At 38.0% G+C, this 24,149-nt stretch carries 18 protein-coding genes; 7 read left to right on the top strand and 11 right to left on the bottom strand.

What is annotated here, in order from left to right; all coding sequences use genetic code 11:
- The 9 genes from tssM to DK207_RS09125 all read right to left on the bottom strand — a co-directional run bounded on the left by tssM (position 1) and on the right by DK207_RS09125 (position 11,880).
- On the bottom strand, positions 1-3,801 hold the full coding sequence (gene tssM, locus DK207_RS09165) for a type VI secretion system membrane subunit TssM (RefSeq protein WP_109440906.1): 3,801 nt from the start codon (positions 3,799-3,801) through the stop codon (positions 1-3).
- Positions 3,802-3,829: 28 nt separating this feature from the next.
- Positions 3,830-5,251, bottom strand: a complete 1,422-nt coding sequence (locus DK207_RS09160; RefSeq protein WP_109440905.1) for a hypothetical protein — start codon at positions 5,249-5,251, stop codon at positions 3,830-3,832.
- Positions 5,251-6,246, bottom strand: a complete 996-nt coding sequence (gene tssG / locus DK207_RS09155) for a type VI secretion system baseplate subunit TssG (RefSeq protein ID WP_109440904.1) — start codon at positions 6,244-6,246, stop codon at positions 5,251-5,253. Before tssG ends, DK207_RS09160 begins: the two co-directional genes overlap by 1 nt.
- On the bottom strand, positions 6,210-8,018 hold the full coding sequence (gene tssF, locus DK207_RS09150; protein ID WP_109440903.1) for a type VI secretion system baseplate subunit TssF: 1,809 nt from the start codon (positions 8,016-8,018) through the stop codon (positions 6,210-6,212). The genes tssG and tssF overlap by 37 nt, the downstream gene beginning before the upstream one ends.
- 12 nt (positions 8,019-8,030) lie before the next feature.
- The gene (gene tssE, locus DK207_RS09145) at positions 8,031-8,507 is read right to left on the bottom strand and encodes a type VI secretion system baseplate subunit TssE (RefSeq protein ID WP_109440902.1); all 477 of its coding nucleotides are present in this window, start codon (positions 8,505-8,507) and stop codon (positions 8,031-8,033) included.
- Between the two features lie 74 nt (positions 8,508-8,581).
- Entirely contained in the window at positions 8,582-9,085 is a 504-nt protein-coding gene (locus DK207_RS09140; protein WP_109440901.1) for an Hcp family type VI secretion system effector, read from the bottom strand.
- 51 nt (positions 9,086-9,136) lie between these two features.
- Complete coding sequence (gene tssC, locus DK207_RS09135; protein WP_109440900.1) at positions 9,137-10,618, bottom strand: type VI secretion system contractile sheath large subunit; 1,482 nt, start codon at positions 10,616-10,618, stop codon at positions 9,137-9,139.
- Positions 10,611-11,114: a type VI secretion system contractile sheath small subunit gene (tssB, locus tag DK207_RS09130; protein ID WP_109440899.1), complete on the bottom strand. Its 504-nt coding sequence runs from the start codon at positions 11,112-11,114 to the stop codon at positions 10,611-10,613. Before tssB ends, tssC begins: the two co-directional genes overlap by 8 nt.
- Positions 11,115-11,130: 16 nt before the next feature.
- Positions 11,131-11,880: a hypothetical protein gene (locus tag DK207_RS09125; RefSeq protein ID WP_416224667.1), complete on the bottom strand. Its 750-nt coding sequence runs from the start codon at positions 11,878-11,880 to the stop codon at positions 11,131-11,133.
- A 378-nt stretch (positions 11,881-12,258) separates the two neighbouring features.
- Here DK207_RS09125 and tssH point away from each other — a divergent pair, with 378 nt between their 5' ends.
- From tssH to DK207_RS09095, 6 genes are read left to right on the top strand one after another with little or no spacing between them, the layout of a single operon-like run.
- Entirely contained in the window at positions 12,259-14,928 is a 2,670-nt protein-coding gene (gene tssH, locus DK207_RS09120) for a type VI secretion system ATPase TssH (RefSeq protein ID WP_109440897.1), read from the top strand.
- A gap of 27 nt (positions 14,929-14,955) precedes the next feature.
- Positions 14,956-16,053 (top strand): type VI secretion system protein TssA, encoded by a 1,098-nt coding sequence (gene tssA, locus DK207_RS09115; protein ID WP_109440896.1) that lies wholly within the window; start codon positions 14,956-14,958, stop codon positions 16,051-16,053.
- 16 nt (positions 16,054-16,069) lie between these two features.
- Positions 16,070-17,434, top strand: a complete 1,365-nt coding sequence (tssK, locus tag DK207_RS09110) for a type VI secretion system baseplate subunit TssK (protein WP_109440895.1) — start codon at positions 16,070-16,072, stop codon at positions 17,432-17,434.
- 10 nt (positions 17,435-17,444) lie between these two features.
- The gene (icmH, locus tag DK207_RS09105) at positions 17,445-18,254 is read left to right on the top strand and encodes a type IVB secretion system protein IcmH/DotU (RefSeq protein WP_109440894.1); all 810 of its coding nucleotides are present in this window, start codon (positions 17,445-17,447) and stop codon (positions 18,252-18,254) included.
- Between the two features lie 10 nt (positions 18,255-18,264).
- Positions 18,265-18,864 (top strand): hypothetical protein, encoded by a 600-nt coding sequence (locus DK207_RS09100; RefSeq protein ID WP_109440893.1) that lies wholly within the window; start codon positions 18,265-18,267, stop codon positions 18,862-18,864.
- Between the two features lie 3 nt (positions 18,865-18,867).
- The gene (locus DK207_RS09095; RefSeq protein ID WP_109440892.1) at positions 18,868-19,824 is read left to right on the top strand and encodes a M15 family metallopeptidase; all 957 of its coding nucleotides are present in this window, start codon (positions 18,868-18,870) and stop codon (positions 19,822-19,824) included.
- Positions 19,825-19,950: 126 nt separating this feature from the next.
- On the opposite strand, the gene DK207_RS09090 is transcribed toward DK207_RS09095, so the two are convergent.
- On the bottom strand, positions 19,951-21,366 hold the full coding sequence (locus tag DK207_RS09090) for an aspartate ammonia-lyase (protein ID WP_109440891.1): 1,416 nt from the start codon (positions 21,364-21,366) through the stop codon (positions 19,951-19,953).
- Positions 21,367-21,501: 135 nt separating this feature from the next.
- Here DK207_RS09090 and DK207_RS09085 point away from each other — a divergent pair, with 135 nt between their 5' ends.
- Complete coding sequence (locus tag DK207_RS09085) at positions 21,502-22,392, top strand: LysR family transcriptional regulator (RefSeq protein WP_109440890.1); 891 nt, start codon at positions 21,502-21,504, stop codon at positions 22,390-22,392.
- Positions 22,393-22,556: 164 nt separating this feature from the next.
- Here DK207_RS09085 and DK207_RS09080 read toward each other — a convergent pair whose 3' ends face one another.
- Entirely contained in the window at positions 22,557-23,861 is a 1,305-nt protein-coding gene (locus DK207_RS09080; protein ID WP_109440889.1) for a dicarboxylate/amino acid:cation symporter, read from the bottom strand.
- Between the last annotated feature and the right edge of the window lie 288 nt (positions 23,862-24,149).

Raw genomic sequence — 24,149 nt, 5'->3', positions numbered from 1 at the left:
TCAACGTGCGACTCCTTGAGATGGCGGAGTTGCTGTTGGTTGTGTATTGGTCGGTGTGGCTTGAGCTGAAACAACGCGAACCGCTTTTTCAGTCACAACCTTATCGACCAGTTGTAGACCCGCGTAGCCTCGACTTGAACCAATATTGCCTGAGCTATTGCCGCTAATTAATCTAAAGTTCACTTTTAAGGACAATGATGGATCAGCTTTGCTCTTCCAAACCATTTCGAAGCTACCATTTTGTTCTTTACGCTGTGCAGCATCGATTAAACGGTTAATACCATATTCACCAGGCTCATCAAAAATAGTGTGCGTTTGTCCTTCTAAATCAACCGCCGTAATTCGTGCACCCGGTATCGCCCCTTTATTCGGCCACACAAAGTTCACCCACTGCTGGATTCCGTTTTCATAGACCATACGTTGTCCATCAATATCAATGGTATATGACAAGAACTGAGGGTTTTGTAATGGATAAAACTGGAAGTTAGATTGATTTGATGCTGGCGCAGCCGCAGGCTGATCTAAGCTGCCTGTTGCCATCCCATTAATCGGGGCAACGTACTGTTGAAATGCCATCACAAACTGTGGATTTAAACTAATGCCTAAATCTTTCCAAGTCTTAGACGTCAAAACATAACCACGACGAATCACAAATGGATCTAAAGCCTCTTTGACAAAGCGAGAAATACTTCCTGTTTCACCAAAAATCTGACCAATTTCATTACTGGTGGCTTGTAAGGTCACACTGCTATTGAATGGATACTTCTGGCTAAGATTCGCTTGGAATGGCTGATAAGCTTGGATTCCCCATAATTTATTTAACTCATCTTGCGTTGGCAAAATCAGACTCGAGAAGGCCTGCGTCAACGGACTCAACAATAATTTCTGCGCCACTTGTTGATCGGCTTCTTTCATGCCAACCATCATTTTCTCATCAACATATTTCTGCGTAATATTAAATACAGATGTTTGATCAGAAATGGTTTGTTTTACCAATGCCATAGCACTTGGGCCAATTTCCCCAGCTGTTTTTAGGTCGTTAAACTTACTACGCACCTGTGCAAGATTGTTCATATACTCATCAAACAACGATTTGTTTTGTAGATCATCGCGCTTGCGTACCAATTGATAGAACATTTGGTACTCTTGAGAGATTGCACCTTGTGCATTATTCATGGCTTGAATCGTGCGTTGATCGTCTGAACTCTTCAAAACTTTGCGCTTAAACCAAGCAATGAAACCTTTTTCTGGAATGGCAAGTTCCGCTTGCACAATTGGATTATCCCAGTTGGTTTCGACCGCAATACGTTGTAATAAAACACGAATCGGCGAATTTTGTGGCTCACCCAGTACATCAATATGTTTCACTTGTTGGTCAAATTTATCAGCTTTGGCGTAGTAAATCCCATTCAGGAATTTTTTCCATTCCGTGACATATTCTTGCTTATACAAGGCAACCAATTGTTTACGGATTTGCTCTGGGCTACCAGAAAAAGTTAAGTCATCCGATTGGCGACTATTTAACACCCAATCTTTACTATCCGTTGGTTTATTTGCTGCATCATCAATCGCATGCTCAACATACTCATCCCAAGCTTTTTGCGTGAATACACCCGGTAATGCATAACTGCCTAAAACGATATTTCGATTTTGCTCACCAACAATTTGCCCAACAGTAACAGCAGGATAACGAACCGCTGCGCGCATTTTGATTTCATTGTAAACACGATCACGTGCTGGCATACCACGAATCACAGACAATAGAACTTGACGTGTCTGATCAACAACTTGAGCATCCGTTTCCAATACCGGGAAACCACTTTGATTCGCTAAAGTCATCGCATAGGAAAGAATTTTTTCCGCTTCTTGAATCATCTCACCACGTGGCATCTGTCCACGATTGGCATCTAACCAAGATCTCCAGAAACGTGAAACCTGATCACTTAGATGACTACTATCCATATACTCTGGATTACTCATCATCAAATACGCTTTCAGGGCGTTATAAGCATCTTGCGGATTACTATCCGATGGCTCTAAGTATTGTTGAGTTCTTGCGACTTGTTTAATTTCAACATTGACGTGATTTTCTTTTAAAGTTGCTTCATTACTTTTCACGCGTTGCAAATATTGAGCAATATTCTGTTGTGTTGGCGTCAATACAATCTGCTTAATACCCTTTAAATATTCAGTTTTTAAGCTTTCACGAAGCTGATTGCCTTGATACAGACCAAAACTAAATTTGAGTGGACGATTATCATCAAATTCATCCAACTGCTGTAAACGTTCTTGTAAAATCAACAATGCTTCTAGCTGGGTCGATAATTGTTGCCCCGATGTTTTTTCTAAATGTACAACTTTATCTAAATCGGCTTGAACATCTGCAATTAATTGCTGGTTATTTCGATATGACCAAACCCAAACACCTAGTACTAAAGAAACCCCGACCAAAGCCCCAATAAACGCAATATAACGCTGGCGCTTTTTTGCAGGATTGATATGTTGCTTGACTAGATCTTTGTCACGCAGAATGACATTAGAAAAAAGCCCTTGCAGGAAATAACCATGATTTGGTGCAACGGAATGTGATGCCCCTTCTTGGTTGCTATTTGGAATTTGCTCCAATTGAAACTCTTGGGCAATATTTTCCGTCATCGGGCTTTCAATTACGCCTTCTTGTAAAGCACTGGTAAAATAGAAACCACGGAATACCGGTTGAAACTGGTAAGGATTTTCTTCAAATAAAGTGCTGATGAAACTCTTCAATGCAGGCTTTAATGTCTTAAACTCTAACGGGAAAGTCATGACACTTGGTGAAATATTTTGAGAGTGACGACGACTTAAATGGGTTGTACTGACACTTTTTAGACCGTCATACAAAATGCTGTAATGTTTTTCAAATAATTCTACGGCGTTATGTGATGAACTTTGATCATAAGGTAACGTTGCTCCCCAAGCTTGATTATATTCTTGTGACTCATAGCAATCGAAAAACTCAGTAAAACCTGCGATCAAGTCCATTTTGGAGAAGACCAAATAAACGGGTACCACAACCTCAAGTTTTTCCGTTAAATCTTGAATACGTGCACGTAGATTTTTGGCTAATTTTAATGAATTTTCTGGGCTTTGGCTGACCAACTCGGCAATACTGACAATAACAATCAAGCCATTAATCGGGGCTTTGGAACGATTTTTCTTTAAAATATTAAGAAAACCCAACCATTCAGAATGATCTTCTGAATAAACCGAATAACGTCCAGCCGTATCTAACAAAATCCCTTCAGTTGAGAAGAACCAATCACAGTTACGTGTACCGCTTAAGCCCGCAGACACCATTTTCTGATGCGTTTCTTCAAAAGGGAACTTCAAGCCAGAATTATAAATCGCAGAACTTTTCCCCGCTGCTGGATTACCAATAACCATATACCATGGCAATTCATACAGCGCAGCATTGCCCTTTTTATCACCAAGCTTTGATTTGCGAATCAATTGAATTGATTCTTTCATTTGCTGCTGAATTAATTGCAGCTCAGCTTTATCTTTTTGTTGAGCTTGCTCAGCACCCGTATTTTGCTCAATGGCATTGGCTAGTTCTTCACCCTGTGCAGCATGGCGTCTTCTCTGGATTAACCAATAAATGCCATAGATAATTAAACCAAGCACATAAGCTGCAACCAAGGCGAAAAAAATGTGTCGAGGAATAACTGAATATGACGAAATCAGAGCAACAAGCAAGGACAAGGCAATGATTGCTTTAGGATTGGTGATGTACTGCCACAGATAACCTAAAATAATGTACATTGAGTTCTCGAATTCTTAAAAAAGTTAATCAATCAGCAAGTGCTACACTTTCCTGTTCCAACGGAAGCTCAGGAAAAGTTTGAATAAATGCTTTTAAATCTTGACCATAAATAAAGGCAACCTGAGGATCTGGAAACTGAGCACCCAACATCAATCCAAAGATTTTTGAAAGGTTTTGAGTTTGTCCAAACATCGGTTTGCAATAAAGATAGTGATGCGGCTCTATTGGACTTTGAGCAAAAAATTGTTCAAGCTTTTTGACCACTTTAACGTTTTCTCCATCTTCGAGGAGCAGAACAAAAGGCTCTTCATTGTCGTATTGCGGTAAATCATGGATATTCAGCTCTTCAAAAATTTGATTTAAATTATTTTGATTTAATACAAGCTTTAATGTTTTTAAAGGTTGCAAATGCTCGATGTGTACGGCGGGATGTGCAACACAACAACTACTCACAAACTCAGCAGGTGTATAAGATTTTTTACTTAATAGTCGCTCATCCAAAATGTCTTGGTCGATTTCGGAATCCGCTGTGATAATTAAGCTCAGTTCGTTTGGTTGTTTCTGAATACGTTCAAATAACTCAACCGTTTGCTGTACAACGGATGTCCCACTGACAAAGTGATATTCGATATGGAATTTCTGGGGAATAATACCCAGATCATAAAAAAATGCCTGAATGATTTCATTACTACTTAAATCATTCCACGTATGAATCACGTCCTCAGACAGTAAAATATGCAAATTTAACTTATCTAAACGATAAACCTGTTCAACGGGTTTCGTTTCTGTCTGATCATGCTCTGAATGCGTAGGATCGATCCATGCAGGATGCATACGATACTCATGTAAATTCTGACTTTCATAAAACAAGCTGGACTGTTTTAAATGATCTGCAACAGAAGACAAAAATGATTGGTGAATTTGAAGCTGATGTTGAATCAGAGCCATAATTCTCTGCTGCTGAGTCGTGGTAAATTGCATCTCCTCCGATACATCTTCACCCACAAATTGGTCTAAGTCATCGATTCGATATGATAAAATAGGCAAACCCATCGCACTCGATAATTTACTGTCCAACTGTGGACTCACAAGGGATTTAACCCCATCAAGAATGGCATCATTTTCACCAAGTGCACTATAAGCCCCAGCCGCATAAAGATTCAGGGTCAACCACGTACTTTCAGATTGATGTGTTGATTCAATCAACTCACTCTCTTCACTTTGTTCGGCAGCCAACGCTTGTTGCTTTTTTTCTTTGTGCTTCTGATATAGCTGATAAATCAACCATGGTGAAATGAGTACGGTGCTAATTAACAAAGGTAAAAAGACAAAATACCGAAGCAGATCGTTAGCGTCAGGTTGAAATTGTGTGTCGCGCCAGAAATAAATTACGACAAAGCTGACGATAAAAAAACAACTTAGAAAGAGCAGTAAAAATTTCTTAATCATTATGCGGCCCCTAATAATGCATAACGAGTTTCAGTGTTATGTTGTAATTGTTCAGATGGCATGAGAAATGCTCCCTGCCCAAGACCATTTTCATGAGACGAATTTAAACTCATCGGTCCAATCTCGGTTTTATCTAAAATTAAACGCACATCAATAAATAAAGTTGGGCTGCACCAAGTCTGAATCAAATGTTTGAGTTTTTTATTTAAAGGTTGCTCTGGTAAAAAGGCCAGATATTGCGCTCGCTTTAATGGACCAATTTGGATTTCAATTTTCCCATCAATCTGTTGCACGGTATCGCCACAGAAGGTATTTAAACCTAATAAACTTGGCGTACTTCCCCCCAAACTGGTTTTTTGTTCGTCGCCCAGTCTAAATTTTTCTTTCACAAATTCCTGAATATGTACCTGTTCATTAAACACACAGGTCAAAACGGTTTTTAATGCATGAGCAGTATTGTTTTGTCCCTGCATCAATCCCGAAAATTCCGCAAAGTATTCTTCTAAATCCAGTTGTTCATGTTGAGAGCGGATATACCCATTTAAGGCATGCAGAATATTCAGATAATGGTTTTCTGATTCAATTTCATAACGAATTGGCAAATTGTAGACCAAACTTGCATCTACATATTTTGCCGTTAAAGCATGATTAAACAGGCCAAGAAACTGTTTAACTTCTTGGCGCTGTTGTCTCGGACTTTGTTTCAATTTATTGGTATAAGTATAAGGCAAGGCACCTTGAGTACCCGTCATTCCCACCACCAAATTGGTGAGATAAATACGTTCATCCTGATAACTCAATGCTTCAATTTCAGTTGCTGGGAAGCTTAAACTGAATGAAGTCTCAAACTTAAAATCCTCTGACCAATCTTTTGGCAAAGAGGAATGAGGAACATGACGCAGTAATCGAGCTGATTGGATAAACTCAAAAGAACCTGCTTGTTTAAAAAGCTGATCAACTACAGAAGCATCTTGCCACCAACGTTCTGAACGCATTGGTATATCTCCTGCTGATTGCTACTATCTTTGACAATGAGATCGACAAAGCTATTGATCTGTACTTTAAGATTAAAAATATGACTTAATAATTGGCTAAAAATATACAGGCTATGCCCGCGGAATATACTGCTATTTACACTCAGCTCAACCTTCACACCTCGGACAAACATAGGAAATGGTTTTGCATTGACTAACTTATTGGCTGTAGAAAAACTTAAAGTCTTCAGTGCATCAATCAATAAATTATTTTCTTTAGAATGCGGTAAGTTATATAAAGCCAATAATTCTTTCACATGGCTTAGGGCATCCCCTTTCATTAAAGCCAATGTATTTAAAGATAAATGCGAAATAATCCGCCACTGTTCATTTTTATTCTTATCAAACTCAAAAGGTGATGTTGGACGTTTTAAAATTAAAGCACGTCGCGCTAAACTACTATCATTCAGATTTAAAATATTGTTGCTTTGCCCTAAAGCCTCATGCGGTAAATCACCATTTGAACATAACAATTTAGTACTAATAAAGTCAGATTTTATTTCATACGGCTTAAGATGTTTAGAAACAATCGAATATCCCATCTGCATCGCCTGAGTTGCCGATGATTGATAATTTAAGGAATAGAAAAATTGAACTTTATCGTTCTGATAATGACTCATGGCAAAAAAAGGCAAAACAGGAAGATAGCTTTGTTCCTGATTGGTCTTTTCCCGTACCATATTCATTTCAATCACAGAATAGACTTGATATAACTCAGGATGATGCGCATCCGTGATCAATGGATACTGTAATTGTGTATGGGTGATTTTTTGTGGTTCTGCTTGTTTTTCAAATAAATTAATAGCGGGAGTGGTAAATAATTTAAAATTGGCGATATTTAACTCAGAATAATTACGGACAATCGCTTGATCATTCAAGTTTAATTTTAGGTGGATGAGGATTTCAAAACTCTGCTCATGTTCACGCAGCATTCCCTTCAATACACTTAAGTCCAAATTTAGATAATTGAATTTCTCTGGAAAACAAAAATATTCCATCAACAGACGATAGGCATGATGCGTATGCTGATCAACGGGCAATAAACTTTCTTGTTCACTAAACCCCATCACAGCAAATGGATTGGCAATTTCCATCGTACGCTGCCCAATACGAACAGCAAAACCCGTTTCCTTTTTAAAAATACTATCCAAAACTTGTAATGGAAAATTTGAAATCGCATCCAAATAAATAGGTAGCTTTTCACCAATTAACCAATGTGCATTATTAAAAATTTCAAACTTCAGGCTTAAAGTCGCATTTTGATTCAAATGCATATGCGTACTAGGCGAGGTTTGAAAATCCAAACCTGTTAAGGCAAGCGGTAATAATCGAACTTCATTGGTGGTATTAAACTCACATTGCACGCCTTTAAAACTGCGTGAGCGCAATGCTGTTTTTGGTGGGATTCGATGCGCCTCGGTTAGCTGTTTAATTTTATTGGTATCTTCAAAGCTAACGACTGTACATGCGGGGAAATGTCGCAAATACTGAGGGAACATGACCTCAAACAGGGAGTGGGTAAAAACATCGTAACTATCAGCCAGTTTTTTATCGATTCGTGCGGCGATCAATGAAAAGGCTTGAATTAATCGCTCAATATGAGGATCATCGATTTGTTCTTGATTCAGTGATAAGCGTTGCGCAATCTTGGGATATTTCTGTGCGAACTCTCTAGATTGTTGACCGAATTCTTGTAGTTCTTTTTCATAATACGGCAGAAGTTGTTCTATCACAGTTCTCTCACACTAAGCTCTTGCAGAAATAACATATTGTTGTGTTGTCGGTTTGAGTAAAGCATCAAAGAAAACGGGTTCATATAAAGGATGAATGTTTAAATAAGCCTGAATACTTAAACATAATGCCCCCATATTATGTCCATCCAATAGCATCTCAACTTTAATCTGTCTCAACCTTGGCTCATGCGCTGCAATCGATTGCTCTATTGACTGACAAATCTTGTCTCGATCCAAAGGATTGGCAGTTGAAAGTCCAACGAAATCAATAATTCCAAATTGCAGAATTGATTTCTTCGCCAGAGGATACTCACTCATATCCACATCAAACTGTGCAATTCGGCTATTGAGGAGATCTTCTAAATCACGAGCAACAGATTCTCGCAATTGTTGAATTGACAACCCTCTTAAATAATCTTCATGCTCAGGCAATAAACGATCAAATAATGTTGACCTAAAGCCGTATGGATATAAATGATCTAAATTCATTATGATAAAACAGAAAAATAAGAGAAATAGAGGTTAATAAATTATTAACCTCTATAGAAAAATCACAATTCCGATTACGCAGCGTAAGAAGCTGTGTTGTTAGAAAGTGACCATTTCTTAGTAACAGCACCTTTCGCAGTACCGTTAATATCTTGTTGGTTATAAGTCCACTCAACAGCAGCATATTTCAAGCCAAACTGTTCAGTTGGAACACCTTCTTCATTTACAACTGGAGTCACACTTGACACAAGAACGTGCTTCAATTTGATTTGTAAGTACTTGATACGCTTGTCACCGTTTGCACGATAAAAATCGATCTGTACTTCATCAAATGTATAACCTGCTGAACAAGCTTCCCAAAGTTTTGGACTTGTTGCATCCAAATCTTTAACGAAAATCATATCATCATGCTCAACACGCTCAGCTGTATGACCCCCTACGCTGCTTGAGGTCGCAGATTTAGGCTGACGGATTTTGTGAGACCAAGAGTTAACTTCAAGCCAACCTTTGTGCTCTGAATCGCGAGATTCTCCATCTACCTTGTATTTGCCACGAAACTCAACGTATATATCTTTCATTTAAAAATTACCTCTGTTTATTTAAAGTTATTATCTAGCTGATCTCATTGTTTAATTTGAGGACTGCGGTAGTTCAGTCACGAGTCGCAAGGAAACAGACAACTCATCCAGCTGGAAATGCGGTCTTAAAAAGACCACTGATTTGTAGTGACCTGGCTGAGCAGGATCTTCTACAACTTTTACTGATGCTTCACGAAGCGGATATTGTGCTTTCGCTTCTTGTGATGCACCATCATCAAGCAAGACATATTGTGAAAGCCATTCATTTAAAAAGGCTTCAACATTGCCTGCCGATGCAAAGCTTCCCACTTTGTCTCGCATCATTGCTTTTAAGTAATGTGCGATACGAGAGACAGCCATGATGTACTGGATCTGACTTGAAAGTGCTGAATTGGCATTTGCAGTATCACTATCATATTTCTTCGGTTTTTGAGTCGATTGCGCACCAAAGAAAGCGGCATAGTCAGTATTTTTACAGTGAACTAAAGGAATAAAGCCTAGATCACTTAACTCTTTTTCACGACGATCAGTAATCGCAATTTCAGTTGGACATTTGAAAACTACTTCACCATCAGATGTTTTAAAGGTGTGGACTGGTAAACCTTCAACCAAACCACCACCTTCAACACCACGAATAGCAGCACACCAACCATGCGCATCAAAGGCATTGGTTAAACGTGTACCAAAAGCATAAGCCGCATTCATCCAAAGATAATCATGGTGATCTTCACCCGTTACTGCTTCGATGAAGTTAAAGCCTTCTGTCGCAGTTCCTTCTTTCGGGTGATATGGCAAACGACCCAATACATGCGGCATCGTTAATGCCACATAACGTGAGTCTTCACTATCACGGAAAGAACGCCATTGAACATATTCAGCAGTTTCGAAGATTTTTGAAACATCACGTGGACGATCAATATCTGTAAATGACTCTAAACCTAAAATGCTTGGACTAGCAGCAGATATAAATGGTGCATGAGCTGCCGCAGCCACATGCGAGATCTGCTCTAGCAAATACATATCTGATGGAGTGCGATCAAACTCAAAGTCACCGATTAATGCTGCATAAGGTGCGCCACCAAATGAGCCGTATTCTTCTTCATAAATCTTTTTGAAAAGCGTACTTTGATCGAAATCAGTTGCACCCTGGAAATCTTTAACCAACTCTTTTTTAGTCGTATTCAACATACGAATCTTAATCATTGAGTTAGAAGGTGTTTCTTGGCAGAAATAGTAGAGACCACGCCACGTTGACTCAATCTTCTGGAACTGCTCATGGTGCATAATTTCACTAAGTTGTTTAGAAATTAATGCATCAATCTCGGCAATACGTTTATCAATAGATAAGGTCATATTTTCAGAAACAGTAATTGTCCCTGCCATCACCTCTTTCGCCAACTCACCAATTAGGCTTTTAGCACGCACATGCTCATCATCATTACGTGCAATACGGCTTTGTTCGACAATTGAGTCGAGTAAATGTGTTGACTCAGCTTCTAGATTTGATGCAGTTGCCGCTTGTAAATTACTCATTTTCAGCCTCCGCACTTAATTGACGAACTTGATCTGTATTCTTAAGTACTTCATCTAACAGATCTTCTAAACGCTCACTATTTGAAATCTTATTGCGAAGATCTGTTAAACGCTCACGCGCTTCAACCAATTTACGTAATGGATCAACTTGTTGAACCACCTGTTCTGGTCTAAAGTCTTCCATTGAGTTAAAAGTCAAATCTACCGACATACGTCCACCTTCTTCAGTCAACGTATTTTCCACCTGAAAGGCAGCTCTTGGAGCCAAAGACTCCATCACTTCATCAATATTATCTAAATCTACATTAATGAATTTTTTATCTTTCAACTTGGTTTTTTCAAGCTCTGATGCAGCAGAAAAATCACCCATTACCCCGACAACAAACGGTAATTCTTTTGATTCTTTACCATCTCCAACTTCAACATCGTAAGTTAGCTGTACACGAGGTGGACGAATGCGTTGCAACTTTTTCTGTACGCTTTCTCTTTTAGCCATAACTCTTTACCCTTGATTATTGTTTCAACGAAGCAAATGGATTCGTACCTGTTGGTCGAACAGCACTTGGCGTTGTGGTTGTTGGACGACTCGCTGGCGCTGTAGTCTGTGTTGCGGTATTACGCGGTGTTGAAGTCGCACGTGATTTAGGCTGACTGACAGCACGACGGTTAGCTGTACTGGTATTTCGAACTTCTCTTTTAGGTGCTTCTTCCACCACTTTCTTTACAGCCAACACACTTGCAGGCATCGCAGTGCGGATATTCTCACTTAATTCTTTGGCTGGTGGATAAGTTAGCTCTTGACTTAGATAACGTACTTCTTCAGCACGCATTTTTTGCAATGCGTGATTCGCCATATCTACGCTCGCCAAGAAAGTGACATCAGTTAATAATGTGCCTTGAATATTTTTCTCATGTAATTGATTTGCAAGCGTCAATGCTTTCATAGGCTGTTTTAACTCATACATACGCATTGCAGCCTGAGCCAATAGATCATTTACTTTATTTGCATTCGATTTATCACAGACTTGTTGATAAATTTGAAGTAAATCTTGATCAGTTTGCCCTTCTACCAACGGGTTTTGTTTAATACATTTTCTTTTTAATTTAATTGGTTTAACTGGTTTTGCTTTTTTATCAGTCAGATTAGTCTCCTGATCAATTTGTTTAGATTCTTGATCAACCAATTTCGACTCTTGTTCTTCTGCATAAGCAAACCCACTGATTGCCATACAAAGAATTGATACCACAATACCTTTTTTCAAAATGTGCCTCATCATTATTTAACTTATTTAATTGATAGAGTCGACAATTATTGTTAAAAAAACCCTCTCACTCATCAATTTTACTTACAGAGAATATTGTCGCGAATTTAACAAAAAAACGACATAGAAAGTCAATACTAATTACGTTTTATAACATTAATTGGTTATTTTGATTATATTATGCAATTATTTTTTTATGAATTGACCAGATTTTTTTGTTTTAAAGTAACAACTTTTGTTGTAGAATAATCTGTACACTCAACTAGTGTCCACATAAGTTTTTGATTTTATTCAAAAAATATATTTCAGATATAACAACAATATCAGGTCAAAACTTACTTAGCAGGGCTTGGTATTCAAAATTATTGTGAGTAATAAATGAGTAATTTAAAAGTTTTAATTACAAAACTATCATCTCCTACTCGTTCCGCATTAGAAAAATCTGCAAATTATTGCATTAACCAATTGAATTATGAGATTGAAATTGAGCATTTATTTGTAGAGTTATTAAATCAATTACCTGTCAATGATTTACAAATTTTATTAAAAAAAAATAATATCTCTGCTGAAGCTTTAACTAATGATTTAAAAGAAACTATTGCTTCATTACCCAAAGGAAATACCCGCACGCCAATTTTTGCAAAATCAATTGTAAAATTATTTGAACAAGCTTGGTTATTAGCATCCGCTGAACAAACACCTGTTATTCGCAGTAGCCATTTAATCATTGCTTTATTAACTGAACCTGACCTACAGCAAATTGCTTTTAGAGCGTCTAGTTTATTTGAGCTATTTCCAATCGACACCATGAAGCACAAGTTTTTAGACATGTGTGGCAATAGCAGTGAACATACAGCAATTGAAAACAATAAAACTGATGATGATACTCAACCAGTAGATGCATCTTCACCAACACCAGCAAAAACACCTGCATTAGATCAGTACACCATTAACCTAACGACCAAAGCACAAAATGGACAAATAGATCCTGTTATCGGTCGTGAGTTTGAAATACGTTTAATGCTCGATATTTTAATGCGTCGCCGCCAAAACAATCCGATTTTGACGGGTGAGCCAGGTGTAGGTAAGACCGCAGTTGTAGAAGGTTTAGCTTTAAAAATTGCACAAGGTTTGGTTCCTGAAGCATTACAAAATGTACAAATTCATGTGCTAGACATGGGGCTATTACAAGCGGGTGCGAGTGTCAAAGGTGAATTTGAAAATCGTTTAAAACAAGTTATCCAAGAAGTACAAGCATCAACCCATCCTATTATTTTATTTATTGATGAAGCACATACATTGATTGGTGCGGGCGGTCAAGCTGGACAAAATGATGCAGCCAATCTGCTCAAGCCAGCATTGGCACGTGGTGAGTTAAGAACTATTGCAGCAACCACATGGGCTGAATATAAACAATATTTTGAAAAAGATGCTGCTCTAAGTCGTCGCTTCCAAGTGGTTAAGGTGGAAGAGCCAACTGAAGAAGTTGCGATTGATATGTTACGTGCCATGATTCCCGTCATGCAAAAACATTTTAATTTAAACATTGATGATCAAGCGATTATCACTGCGGTTCAGGCTTCTCATCGTTACATCAGTGGTCGTCAACTGCCAGACAAAGCAGTTAGTGTATTAGACACAGCCTCAGCACGGGTAGCACTCACTCAAAATGCACAACCGGTTATTTTAGACCAGCTCAAAGCTCAACATCACAACTTAAAGCTTGAACAGCAAATCATAACCCAAGAGCATCAACAGTTTCCTATACATCACGAACGTTTAGAGGCACTCAACCAACAACTTTCAACATTAGAGGCTGAAATTCTAGATGTGGAAACCCGTTGGAAACAAGAACTCGAATTCGTTAAGCAAATCCAACAGCTCAATCGCGAAGAAGAGCAGCCTGAACTGAAACAAAAAATTTCTGATCTCAGAGCAGAGTTAGCACAATTACAAGGACAAAGTCCTTTAGTTTTTGAGCGTGTTACACCTCAAATTGTGAATGAAATCATTTCTGACTGGACTGGTATTCCTGTTGGTAATATGGTCAATGATGAGATCAAACAGATTTTAACACTTGAGGATAAGCTTGCGGAACGTGTAATGGGGCAAGATTATGCCCTTCATCAGTTAGTTCAGGGCATTAAAACCTCCAAAGCAAAATTGGAAGACCCAAATAAACCACAAGGCGTATTTATGCTGGTTGGACCAAGTGGTGTTGGAAAAACCGAGACTGCTCTGGCATTAGCAAATGAGCTTTATGGTGGTGAACAACATCTAATTACGATCAATATGTCTGAATACCAAGAAGCACATACGGTTTCTTCGTTGAAAGGTGCGCCTCCTGGCTATGTAGGCTATGGTCAAGGTGGGGTTTTAACCGAAGCTGTTCGTCGTAATCCATATAGTGTTGTCTTGCTGGATGAAATCGAGAAAGCGCATAGTGATGTGCAAGAATTGTTCTATCAAGTCTTTGATAAAGGCACGCTTGAAGATGGTGAAGGTCGTGTAATTGATTTTAAAAACACAACCATTTTACTGACTTCTAATACAGGCTCTAGTGCAATCATGCAGGCTTGTTTAAACCAACCCGTAGAAGAATGGCCAACTGCAGAAGCATTACTTGATCATTTAAAACCTAGTCTCTACAAACAGTTCAAGCCTGCTTTTATAGGCCGTATGCGAGTTGTTCCATACTTTCCATTGCATGACGAACTTTTAGTCAGAATTATTAAACATAAATTAGGGAAAATTGTTGCTCGAATCGAGAAACAATATGCCACCAAAGTTGAGTATTCTGATGATCTTGTAGAGTTGTTATTAAATCGCTGTACAGAAGTTGATAGTGGCGCCCGAAACGTAGACAATATTTTGAACTCAACTGTTTTACCGTCTCTTGCAACCGAAATTTTAGTTGCTCTAGCTGATCATAAATTACCGAAATTAATCGTTATTGATACCAAAGATGATGAAATTAGCTATCAATTAGACCCAGTTGCTAAAGGAACTCGTAAGCGTTCAAGTAAAAAAACCAAAGCTGATGTTTAAAATTTTCAAGATTGAGCCCAAATTGTTATGAAAATGGACATATTCCCATTACTGACCCCAATTGATGAGCAGTCACCTTGTGGTGAAGATTATTCATTTTCCAATGAGTTCCATACGATCAAAAAAGCGAGAACTCAAGATGATGTCTTACTCGACCAAGGTGATTGGGTCACTGAGCCGAAACAAGCAGATTGGGATTATGTTGCTTCAACATCAATTGAATTGCTGCAGTATAAAAGCAAAGATATACGATTGCTGACATGGCTTTCTGAAGCTTGGGCAAATCTTTATGGTTTTGAAGGCGTCGCAAAAAGTCTTGAATTAAGTCATCGTTTACTTGAACAATATTGGTTAGCCATACATCCTGAAGTGGAAGATGATGACTTAGATCAACGTATTGGTTTATTGCAAGGTTTGATCAATCAACTCCCACTGTTGATTAAGAAAGTACCATTAATCAATACCACACCTTTTTATCATTTATTGGATTACGACAATTTTCTTTATCATGAAAATGTACGCCGTAAACAAAGTGATGATTACGACAGTTCAAATAGTAACAATGAACTTGAAAAGTTCGAACAAGCTTTATCGAATACCGATGTATCCTTTCAATTTCAAAACTATCAACATTTTAATGATATTTTGCAGCAATGGTCTGTACTTAAAAATGTGCTAGATGGTTTGTTAGGTTTGGATTCACCAAGTTTTGCAGCTATTGATTCAAGCTTGGAAAGCATTCACCAAACGCTTAAAAAGATATACAAAACTGAATATTTTGGACAGTCTACACAACAACATAACGTCGAAGTTGAATCTCAAGCTCTTGCAATTGAAAAACCAGTGATGTCTCCAACGACAACGGTACAAAATGCTATGTCTTTTCAACCTCAAGTTCAGTCTCATATTGAAAACCGTGAACAAGCGATGCGCGTATTGCAAGAAATCGCCACTTATTTTCAAAAAAATGAACCACATAGCCCTGTCAGCTATATGCTGCAAAAAACGATTAAATGGAGCCAAATGCCATTACATGAATGGCTTGGTCAAGTCATCAAAGATGAACATCCATTACAAATGGTACAAGATATGCTCGGTGTTCAACCCAAGAATGAATATGAATAATTACTGGTAAATTAATATGTTTAAAGCAGAAAAAGTTCTTTGGGGTGAAGGTCTATTTTTACGTCCGCAGCACTTCCAAATCCAAGATACCTATCATGAACAACGCTTAAATCACACTATTCGTGCACTTGTTCCTTATGCCTATGGTGTACAAAAACTTAAATTTGATCAGGTTCAACTTTCGACCCATATCTTAGCTTTAGAAGAGGTTGAAATCATTTGGCAAGATGGTGAAATTTACCATGCTCCTGCACAAGATTTACTCCCTGAACCCTTATTATTGGATGATCTCAACCTAAAAGGTGAGATGGTTGTTTATTTGGCACTTCCAATTCTCCAGGCAAATAAGAAAAATATTGCGGATGAGAAAGGCTCGCTTTCTAGTCGTTATCATAATTATCTCTCGGAAACACACGATTTATTTACCGATGCCAGTCCTGCGGATCTGAGCTTGTTGCGTCGTCGTGCTGAGTTCAAGCTACTCGAGCAGCACATACAGCCAAGTCAAACTTTAGATGGTTTCTTGTATTTACCAATTGCTAAAATAAAACGTCAAAGCTCAGGCAATTTTGAGCTAGATCCAAAGTTTATTCCTCCCATTTTGCATGTTGCGGCTTCAGATGCTTTGACCAGTAATCTCAAGCGCACACTGAATGTGATTAAGGCAAAAATCAAAACTATTCAGAGTAATAACCGAGAAAATGAACAGAAGCTCATTGAGTTCCGTTCGGGAGATATTGTTTCTTTCTGGTTAATTAATGCATTAAATACGGCTTATGCTGGTTTAAATCATTTATTCCAATATCCTCAAATCCATCCAGAACGTTTGTTTTCAGAATTATTGCGTTTAGCTGGATCCCTGCTCACCTTCTCAAGCAATTATGATGTTGATCATTTACCCCATTACAAACATCATCAATTGCAAGACAGCTTTCAGCAACTCGATGTGATTTTGCGGGACTTATTAGATACCATTATTTCAAGTCGCTATTTCAGCATCGCCTTAAAAGAAACCCGTCCATCTTATTGGGTGGGAAGCCTTGAATCGGACAAGATCACGCGTGACACTCGCTTATATATCGCAGTTTCAAGCAGTATGATGCAAACCCACGAACTTATTCAAATCGTGCCACTACGATTTAAAGTGGGAAGTACCATTGATGTTGAACAACGTGTCGTTGCGGCATTACCCGCTGTGCCTATCCATCATTTGATGCAAGTTCCAACCGCAATTCCTGTGCGCTCTGGGGTAAGTTATTTTGAAATTGAGCCACATCATGAGCTCTATCAACAAATGCTGGAATCAGAGTCTATCTGCGTATACATTCCCGCTGGTTTCCAAGATATCAGTATCGAACTTATTGCTGTAATGAATAGCTAAGAGAAGAATGATGACTCAACATCCAACAGGCATCCCCTCTTTATTTGATGATGGTAAAATTGGTTCTGGCTTACCCGCAACCAATCTACCGCAGAATAAATCCCAGACTACTAATCTCATCGATCTATTACACGATGGATTCTATTTGGTCTTTTTGATTCGTAATCGCTATATTCCTTCAAACCCGAGTGATTTTCGTAACAAAATTTTGGAACTATTAAATCGTTTTGAGCAACAAGCAAAACGTTTGCAATTCTCAGCAGATGACATTCACGATGCAAAATATGCCTTCTGTGCATTGATCGATGAAACAATCGCGACACAACAAGATCCTGCCTATTTCAACTTACAAAATACTTGGTTGATTAGCCCATTACAGTTGAGTTTATTTGGCTCGCAATTAGCGGGTTATCGTTTTTTTGAGATCTTAGAGCAACTGCGTAGTCGAGGCAAAGATCGCTTAGCAGCGTTGGAAGTTTTTCATTACTGTCTGTTGCTGGGCTTTCAAGGGAAATATCGACTCGAGTCCATCGAAAGTCTTAATCACTTGGTGGCACGTATTGGCGATGAAATTGACTATCTCAAAGGTAAAAAAGCTGCATTTTCACCCTTTGCAGCTATTCCTGATCAAATTAAACATATTATCCATCACGAATTGCCGTTCTTTTGGATTTTAATTTTCTTGTTATTGTTTGCTGCATTGAGCTTTGCTGGATTGAAATTTATGCTTTCGCAACAAAATCAAAGTGCACTTTCTCCTTATCAAAATGTGATTTCAGCACCCGCCGAAGAAGCACATATCACAATTCATTTACCGTAGTTGATAACACATGACTCAGGAAAGACCAACTTCTTTGCGCATATTACAGACGAATAAAAAAAAGAGTTTATCTCCTGTAATTTATGTATTTGTGGGATTCATTTTAGGCATTATTTTCAGCTTAATTGTTTTTTTCGTGTTATTCCAAGCTCAATCTAATGATTCTGTACAAGCCACTGAACAAACAGAACAATATTCAACACCAAGTGCAAGTTCACAAAACACCGTAGAAAGCGTCAGTAGTGTGATAGAACAGGTTCAACACGAAAATACTGAATCCGAAGAAGATAGTAATTTCGCTCAACCTCAAGGCACCGATTTAAATAAATTTTTCCAACACTCAACTACAGCTACCCCAGACCCTGCACATCGTAGTTCTCCTTTTGCAAATGAGCTAAATGGAAATAAACCTGTACCACCAGCAACACCAAAACCAATTCAACAAAAAAATGCAGCAACAACTGCGCCTGAGAAAACTAAAAAAGTAGTAGAAACTGAGCCATCAAAGACAACTATACCCAAAGCGGCTGAATCAGAAACAGAAGCTCCTCAAGCCTCTGTACAAATTAATGTGACGCAACGACCATTTACTGTCAATGAACTCAAATAGCGAATGATTTGGTTTATTTCGATTAGCTTTTTGCTTGTCATCATTGTACTGACGTTAATGATGTCTTATGAATTACGTTCTAAATGCATTCATTTATTACGTTCAGTACTGCCACAGAGCAAAAAGAAAATTGCCCATGCCATGCAGTTTGCTGAAAACATGCATCAAGCGGCTGCACCTGAAAAGCTGCAATCGCATTGGCATATACAGCAATGGTGGATTTTAATTGCAGGATTCTTTTTATTTTCCAGCATTTTAATTTTTGCTTTTACGCGCCCTATTAATTCGACCCGTATCGAAGCAGAGTATTTGAAACAAACAGATCCACAAGTTTATGCTTTGTTGAATGGTGAAATCCTCAGCCCTCCTCCAGAAGTTGATGAAACGCTTATTCAAGATGCATTAATTGAAGCAACCCGAATCGAGCAGGAATATCACGCTCAACATAGTGGTTCAGTTGATGCCTCACAAATCGAGAGCCCAGTTGCGCATGCACATGGTGCGCTCGACAGTAGTCTGGTTGATCGTAAATGGGACAAGATGAATCCACGTTATAAACAACGTTTACTCATGGTCTTTAAGATTATGAAAGAACAACACGGATATGAGCTTGTCTTACTCGAAGGTTATCGTAGCCCTGCCCGACAAAATATGCTTGCAGGAAATCCAAACACCACACGCGCTAAAGGTTATCAGAGTTATCACCAATTTGGTCTAGCTGCGGATGTTGCATTCAAACGCAATGGTAAAGTGGTGATCAGTGAGCGAGATCCGTGGGCGATGCGTGGCTATGAGCTGTACGGTCAAGTTGCTGAATCTGTTGGCTTAACATGGGGTGGACGTTGGAAATCAATCAAAGACTATGGACATACTGAATATCGTATGCCAGGTTTAAGGAAAACCCAAGAAATGGCTGAATTGCTTACCTCAGAGGGTCAACTCAATAACACTATTTCTTAATCAGCCGCACATTGCGCAAACCTTTTTAGTTTTCTCCTCCAACCATAAAAATTTAAAATGGCGTTAAAGAACTTAATCTTTAACGCCATTGTTCTATGGAGTTCTGCTGAAACCGAATCAGCTCAATTATGCTGATTGCTTCGGATGTACCATGTTTTTGACAGCCAGGATTTCTGCCAAAATTTGATCAGAAATTAAGTTCTCAGCTCTAATTAAAGCCAATACACTTTGCCCTGTTTCATTGGCCTGTTTTGCAATACGTGTTGTTGTTTCATAACCTAGATAAGGATTAAGTGCGGTAACAATCCCAATTGAGTTTTCTACCTGTGATTGACAAAGCTCAGCATTGGCACGAATCGTTTCAATACACTTCTGTTGGAACATTTGCATGGCTTTACCTAGCAACTCAATCGACTCAAACAGCTTGAACGCAATCAAAGGTTCCATCGCATTTAACTGTAACTGGCCTGCTTCAGCTGCCAAAGTAACCGCCAAATCATTAGCAATCACCTGATAACAAACTAGATTCATCGCTTCAGGAATAACTGGATTCACCTTACCAGGCATAATCGAGCTGCCAGGCTGACGTGGTTCTAAATAGATTTCACTCAATCCTGCACGCGGACCGCTTGATAACAAACGTAAATCGTTGGCGATTTTGGATAGTTTCGTCGCAGTACGCTTTAAGAAGCTTGAAAGTAAAACAAAATCACCCATGTCTGATGTTGCTTCGATCAAATCAGGTGCGCTGCTAATCTTACGCTGCGTAATTTCTGATAATGCTTGAATAGCATACTCACGATATTGAACTTCTGTATTGATCCCTGTACCAATCGCGGTACCACCTAAATTTACCACGCTCAAAGCATCTGGCATGATACGGTTTAGTTTATCCAAATCACTTTGTAGGGTTGCAGCAAATGCACCAAATTCTTGGCCTAAAGTCATAGGTACAGCATCTTGTAGCTGCGTGCGCCCCATTTTTAAAATATCGGCAAATTCGACAGATTTCGCCTTAAAGCTTTCGATTAGATTATTGAATGGTGTATTCAACTGTTCAATCGCAGAAATTAACCCAATTTTGATTGCTGTTGGATAGACATCATTGGTTGATTGAGACATATTCACATCATTATTAGGATGTAAATATTGATACTCGCCCTTAGTTCGTCCCAAATATTCTAAACCGACATTGGCAACGACTTCATTTATATTCATATTTGTAGAAGTACCAGCACCACCTTGAATCATATCAACCATAAACTGATCATGGTATTGATTATTCATTATTTGTTGGCATGCATATTGAATTGCATTGTTTTTATTTTCATCAATTTTATTTAATTTATAGTTAGAATGTGCACAAGCTGATTTTACGATTGCAAGTGCTTTAATAAAGTGAGGAAACTGATTTAACTTATTTGAACTTAAATTAAAATTCTCGATTGCTCTTAAAGTTTGTACACCATAATAGCAATTATCTTGAATTTCCTTAAAACCCAATAAATCTTTTTCAGTACGTGTGTTAATCTTAATGTTCATTTAAATAGACTCTAGATCTCAATAAATTTATATTAGAAGACCGCTTCATTTTTTTCTAATGTAAAAAAATATTACTACATGCATTTTTTGCATAATAGATTATAATAGTGTATACGCACATATGAAGGATTGGTTATGACCTTGGAAATTCGATGGATTGAAGATTTAATTGCACTCGAACAGGAAAATTCGATTTCCCAAGCAGCAGAACTACGTCACGTCACCCAATCCGCATTTTCACGTCGAATTCAGAATATTGAGACCGCTTTAGGCTTCCAAATTCTAAAAAGAGATAGCAAAACTATTGATTTCACTGAAGCTGGACAAGTTTTATTGGCTTCTGCAAAAAGCATACAACACCAGCTCAATTCAACCATAAGCTATCTTGAAAAAAATATTAAAAACAATGAATTAAACGTTAAGTTTGCAGTTTCACATTCTCTTATAACACAATTCTTTCCGCGTTTTATTCATGACCTATCGCTAAGCCTTGAAGATTTAAAATTAGAAATTATCGCCGCAAATCTTAAACAAGGTATGCGTTTACTTACCGATGGATCATGTGACTTTTTGATTTGCTATTGCGATCAAAAAACCCTACAACAATTAGATACTTCACTTTTCATTTTCCATAAAATTGTGAAAATGGAGATCTTACCTGTGACGGCTGTATATCATGATGAGCCTAAATATTCATTTAATCAGCTTTTTCCTTTATTATCCTATAGTAAACAAGCTTATTTAAGAAAATGCGTAGATGAGGTTATAGAAAATAATTTAAATTATAGAACATTATATGAAACTGATAATGCCAGCGATTTAAAAGAATTGGTTTTACAGGGTTTAGGTATTGCATGGCTCCCGAAATTACTTGTGGAAAAAGAACTATCAGAAAATAAATTAAAAGTTATTGACCAACCTAATTTTCATACTTCTCAAGATATATATATCATTAGAAGAAAAATGATCCTTTCCGAACGAATAAAATATATTTGGAATCTCTTAACAAATCGTATGTCGCAATAAAAGACAACTCACTATTTATTTAATTTATAATTTTAGCAGTATCATATTAAAAACAAGATAATGGCTTATAATTTATTTTGGATTAAACACCAAGCTAAATTACAAACCATTTTCTTCAATACTCTATTTAAATAGACTGATTAACAAAGAAGCCATTATTTTATTTAAGTATTGTCAGCTAATCGACTTACAGGAACAATCGAATCAACAGCCACTTGATCTGTTTCTGTCTCTTCAACGTCATATTTATCCCCTTCTGTACGCGCAATCACAGCGGTCGCAATACTATTTCCAATCACATTGGTCGCCGTACGCCCCATATCCAAGAACTGGTCAATCGCCAAGATCAGAAGAATACCCGCTTCTGGAAGCTGAAACATAGCAAGTGTTGAAGCAATCACTACAATCGAGGCACGTGAAACGCCAGCGATTCCTTTACTGGTTATCATCAAGGTTAAAAGAATCAGTACTTGTTGAGTAAAACTGAGATCAATATTATAAGCTTGTGCAATAAACAATACCGCGAAAGCCATATACATCATTGAACCATCAAGATTGAATGAATAGCCCAAAGGTAAAACAAAGCTCGTAACGCGTTTTGGCACACCAAATTTATTTAAAGCTTCCATCGTTTTTGGATATGCCGACTCACTACTGGCTGTTGCAAATGCCAACATGGTTGGTTCACGTACTGCTCGTACCAATCGAAAGATGTCTTTTCTTAAGAAGATATAGCCAAAAGACATTAAAATTGCCCACAGGATCAGTAAACCAATATAGAACTGCCCAATAAAAATACTGTAATCCAAAATTAATTTAGGACCCTGCACTGCGATGGCCGATGCAATCGCTGCAAATACTGCAATGGGTGCGGCCGCCATGACATAGTCAGTGATACGAAACATGACGCGACATAACTCATCAATAATTTTTCCAATCACTGTCGCGCCAGTTTGGTGTTGAACATAAGCCAAGGCTGAACCAAAGAAAATTGAAAATACTAGGATTTGCAAAATTTCATTATTTGCCATCGCTTCAGCAAAGCTTCTTGGAAAAATATGGGTAATAAATGTCTGTAAACTTAAACTAGATGCACTTACCCCAACATCAACCACTTCTTTTGGAACGCTCAAATTCATCCCAGCGCCAGGCTGAAAATAGTTCGCGAGACCCATACCGAGCAATAGTGAGATAAAAGATGCACCAATGAACCAGCCCATGGCTTTTAAGGTAATTGATCCAAGTGAAGAGGATTTACCCATTGAGATTAAGCCTGAAACAATTGTTGCAAACACCAATGGTGCAATAATCATTTTAATTAATCTAAGGAAAACATCTGTGGCGATCTTAAAATAACCAGCAATGTCTGTAGTTTGTGCCGTGCTTAAAGTGCTATGACATGCCCACCCGACTAATATCCCAGTGATCATGGCAACTAGAATATATTTGAGCAGCCTCTTTTGATTCATAATAATTATTCCTTCCCTATTGCACTTTGCATTTAGGTTATTCACCTATAAATTCCATGCCATATGGGCTTCATTGATTTAGCACGATAAGAAACAAAATCTTTGACGCCACAATCAGCAGTGGCAAGTGTTACTTTTTTTGAAAAAAAACGACAATGCAAAAATTAAATATTTCATGCAAATAATGCATATTTTTAATGTCGGTTGATGATAAAGATCACGGATAAAACAGATAATTTTATTGATAAAAAGTTATATAAAAACCAAGAATGTTCTTTTTTATTTAAT

It is taken from the genome of Acinetobacter haemolyticus (genome assembly GCF_900406815.1).
In the GTDB taxonomy this organism is placed as follows: domain Bacteria; phylum Pseudomonadota; class Gammaproteobacteria; order Pseudomonadales; family Moraxellaceae; genus Acinetobacter; species Acinetobacter haemolyticus_A.
The sequence above is the reverse complement of the archived record's forward strand: the minus strand, read 5'-3'. Positions and strand labels throughout refer to the sequence as shown.